Origin of the sequence: Pseudomonas sp. (genome assembly GCF_050739655.1) — a bacterium.
Classification (GTDB): Bacteria; Pseudomonadota; Gammaproteobacteria; order Pseudomonadales; family Pseudomonadaceae; genus Aquipseudomonas.
In genome coordinates this window covers 1-3,544 of the sequence record NZ_JBOIBY010000212.1, presented here as the reverse complement: position 1 = coordinate 3,544, position 3,544 = coordinate 1, and the positions used below count along the sequence as shown (strand labels likewise).

The 3,544-nt window shown below is 57.6% G+C and carries 3 protein-coding genes; all 3 read left to right on the top strand.

What is annotated here, in order from left to right; all coding sequences use genetic code 11:
- Positions 1–56: 56 nt before the first annotated feature.
- Positions 57–1,856 (top strand): translation elongation factor 4, encoded by a 1,800-nt coding sequence (gene lepA / locus ACRESJ_RS10555; protein ID WP_431757851.1) that lies wholly within the window; start codon positions 57–59, stop codon positions 1,854–1,856.
- A 5-nt stretch (positions 1,857–1,861) separates the two neighbouring features.
- Complete coding sequence (gene lepB / locus ACRESJ_RS10550; RefSeq protein WP_431757850.1) at positions 1,862–2,716, top strand: signal peptidase I; 855 nt, start codon at positions 1,862–1,864, stop codon at positions 2,714–2,716.
- A gap of 185 nt (positions 2,717–2,901) precedes the next feature.
- Positions 2,902–3,544 (top strand): ribonuclease III (gene rnc, locus ACRESJ_RS10545; RefSeq protein WP_431757849.1); only part of this gene is annotated, 643 nt, incomplete at its 3' end.

Genomic DNA, 3,544 nt, shown 5'->3' with positions numbered 1-3,544 from the left:
CAATTCCCGGCTATTTTTCGGCGGGCTATGCCTGCAGCCTTTTTGAGTGTTGATCCGTGAGTGATTTGAGTCATATCCGCAATTTCTCCATCATCGCCCACATTGACCATGGCAAGTCGACGCTGGCTGACCGCTTCATCCAGATGTGCGGCGGCCTGGCCGAGCGTGAAATGGAAGCCCAGGTACTGGATTCCATGGAGCTTGAGCGTGAGCGCGGTATCACCATCAAGGCCCACAGCGTCACTCTGTATTACAAGGCCCTCGATGGTATCAACTACCAGTTGAACTTCATTGATACCCCAGGCCACGTTGACTTCACCTATGAAGTAAGCCGTTCGCTGGCGGCCTGCGAAGGCGCGCTGCTGGTGGTCGATGCCGGTCAGGGTGTGGAGGCACAGTCGGTTGCCAACTGCTATACGGCAATCGAGCAGGGCCTGGAGGTGATGCCGGTTCTGAACAAGATCGACCTGCCACAGGCCGATCCGGATCGCGTCAAGGACGAGATCGAAAAAATCATCGGCATCGATGCCACCGACGCAGTTACCTGCAGTGCCAAGACTGGCCTGGGTGTCGACGAGGTGCTGGAGCGCCTGGTCACCACCATTCCTGCGCCGACCGGCGAGATCGACGCGCCGCTGCAAGCACTGATCATCGACTCCTGGTTCGACAACTACCTGGGCGTCGTTTCCCTGGTGCGCGTGCGTCAAGGTCGTGTGAAGAAGGGCGACAAGATCCTGGTTAAATCCACCGGTAAGGTGCATCTGGTCGACAGCGTCGGCGTGTTCACTCCGAAACACACCAATACCGCTGATCTGAAAGCCGGCGAAGTAGGCTTCATCATCGCCAGCATCAAGGACATTCATGGTGCGCCGGTCGGTGACACCCTGACCCTCAGCTCCACCCCGGACGTTGAAGTGCTGCCAGGCTTCAAACGCATTCAGCCACAGGTTTACGCCGGCCTGTTCCCGGTCAGCTCCGATGACTTCGAGGATTTCCGCGAAGCATTGCAGAAGCTGACCCTGAACGACTCGTCACTGCAGTACACCCCGGAAAGCTCCGACGCCCTGGGCTTCGGCTTCCGTTGCGGTTTCCTCGGCATGCTGCACATGGAAATCATCCAGGAGCGCCTTGAGCGTGAATACGACCTGGACCTGATCACCACCGCGCCGACGGTAATCTTTGAACTGGTGCTGAAAACCGGTGAAACGATTTACGTCGACAACCCTTCGAAGCTGCCGGACGTTTCTGCAGTCGAAGACATGCGCGAGCCTATCGTGCGCGCCAACATCCTGGTGCCGCAGGAACACCTGGGTAATGTCATCACCCTGTGCATCGAGAAGCGCGGCGTTCAGGTCGACATGCTATTCCTCGGCAATCAGGTGCAGGTCACCTACGACTTGCCGATGAACGAAGTGGTCCTGGACTTCTTCGATCGCCTGAAATCCACCAGTCGCGGCTATGCTTCGCTGGACTACCATTTCGATCGTTACCAATCGGCTAATCTGGTGAAGCTGGATGTGCTGATCAACGGTGACAAGGTCGATGCGCTGGCGTTGATCGTGCACCGCGACAACTCGCACTTCAAAGGTCGCCAGTTGACCGAGAAGATGAAGGAACTGATTCCTCGTCAGATGTTCGACGTGGCCATCCAGGCTGCCATTGGCGGTCAGATTGTGGCGCGGACAACCGTCAAGGCGCTCAGAAAGAACGTATTGGCCAAATGCTACGGCGGCGACGTAAGCCGTAAGAAAAAGCTGCTTGAAAAGCAAAAGGCCGGTAAAAAACGCATGAAGCAGGTCGGTAACGTGGAAATTCCACAAGAAGCCTTCCTTGCCGTGCTCAGGTTGGATAGTTAGGTCCTATGTCACTAAATTTCCCGCTGTTGCTGGTCATCGCCGTGTTCGTCTGCGGCCTGTTGGCGTTGCTCGATCTTTTGATCCTGGCGCCGCGTCGGCGTGCCGCCATCTCTTCCTATCAGGGCAGCGTCAGCCAGCCTGACATGGTGGTGGTCGAGAAGCTGAACAAAGAACCGCTGCTGGTTGAATACGGCAAGTCGTTCTTCCCGGTGTTGTTCATCGTGCTGGTGCTGCGTTCGTTCCTGGTGGAACCGTTCCAGATTCCTTCCGGTTCGATGAAGCCAACCCTGGACGTCGGCGACTTCATCCTGGTGAGCAAGTTTTCCTACGGGATCCGCCTGCCGGTGATCGACAAGAAAATCATCGAAGTCGGTGAACCTCAGCGCGGGGATGTGATGGTGTTCCGCTATCCGAGCGACCCGAACGTCAACTACATCAAGCGTGTAGTGGGCCTGCCGGGCGACACGGTGCGCTACACCGCGGACAAGCGTCTGTTCGTCAATGGGCAGTCGATTGCCGAGCAACTGGTCGGCACCGAGCCAGGCACGCTGGGCAGTGCCGAGCTCTACAAGGAAAAACTCGGCGTCGCCGAACACCTCATCCGCAAGGAAATGAGCCGTTACCGTGCTATGCCGGACCGTTCGTGGACAGTGCCCGCCGGGCACTACTTCATGATGGGCGACAACCGCGACAACTCCAACGACAGTCGCTACTGGGATGATCCGAGCATTCCCAAGGATCTGCTGGGCATGGTTCCCGACAAGAATATCGTCGGCAAGGCCTTTGCAGTCTGGATGAGCTGGCCGGAACCCAAACTCAGTCACCTGCCGAATTTCTCGCGGGTTGGCCTGATCCAGTAATCAAACACGGCGCTGTTGAACACAGCGCCGAATGCATTTCTGGAGCCGAGACATTCGGCGCCCGGGAGCATGAAGCCAATGATATTCAGGACGTTATTTTTGAACACAGCGTTAATTGTCCCAGGCCTGCGCCGCATCCCGGCGATGGCAGTGGAATCCAACCACGAACTCAGCGTGGGTAAACCGTGAGCGTCTCCTTAAGCCGTCTCGAGCGTCAGCTCGGCTACACCTTCAAGGATCAGGAACTGATGGTCCTGGCCCTCACTCACCGCAGTTTTGCCGGGCGTAACAATGAGCGCCTGGAATTCCTTGGTGACGCCATCCTCAACTTCGTCGCCGGCGAGGCGCTGTTCGATCGCTTCCCGCTGGCTCGCGAAGGCCAGTTGTCGCGTTTGCGCGCGCGTCTGGTCAAAGGTGAGACCCTGGCCGTACTGGCCCGTGGTTTCGAATTGGGCGATTACCTGCGCCTGGGCTCGGGCGAGCTGAAAAGCGGCGGTTTCCGTCGCGAATCGATCCTTGCCGATGCACTGGAAGCGCTGATAGGTGCGATTTATCTGGATGCCGGCATGGAAGTGGCTCGCGAGCGTGTGCTCGCCTGGCTGGCCGGAGAGTTCGAAGGCCTGACGCTGGTCGACACCAACAAGGACCCGAAAACCCGCCTGCAGGAGTTCCTGCAATCGCGTGGTTGCGAATTGCCGCGCTACGAAGTGGTGGATATCCAGGGTGAGCCGCATTGCCGGACGTTCTTCGTCGAATGCGAAATCATCTTACTGAATGAAAAAAGCCGAGGTCAGGGTGTGAGTCGTCGTATTGCCGAACAGGTAGCGG

Bases quoted from the DNA above. Each gene is read 5' to 3' on its own strand.
- lepB (WP_431757850.1), top strand. From the start codon at position 1,862: ATGTCACTAAATTTCCCGCTGTTGCTGGTCATCGCCGTGTTCGTCTGC.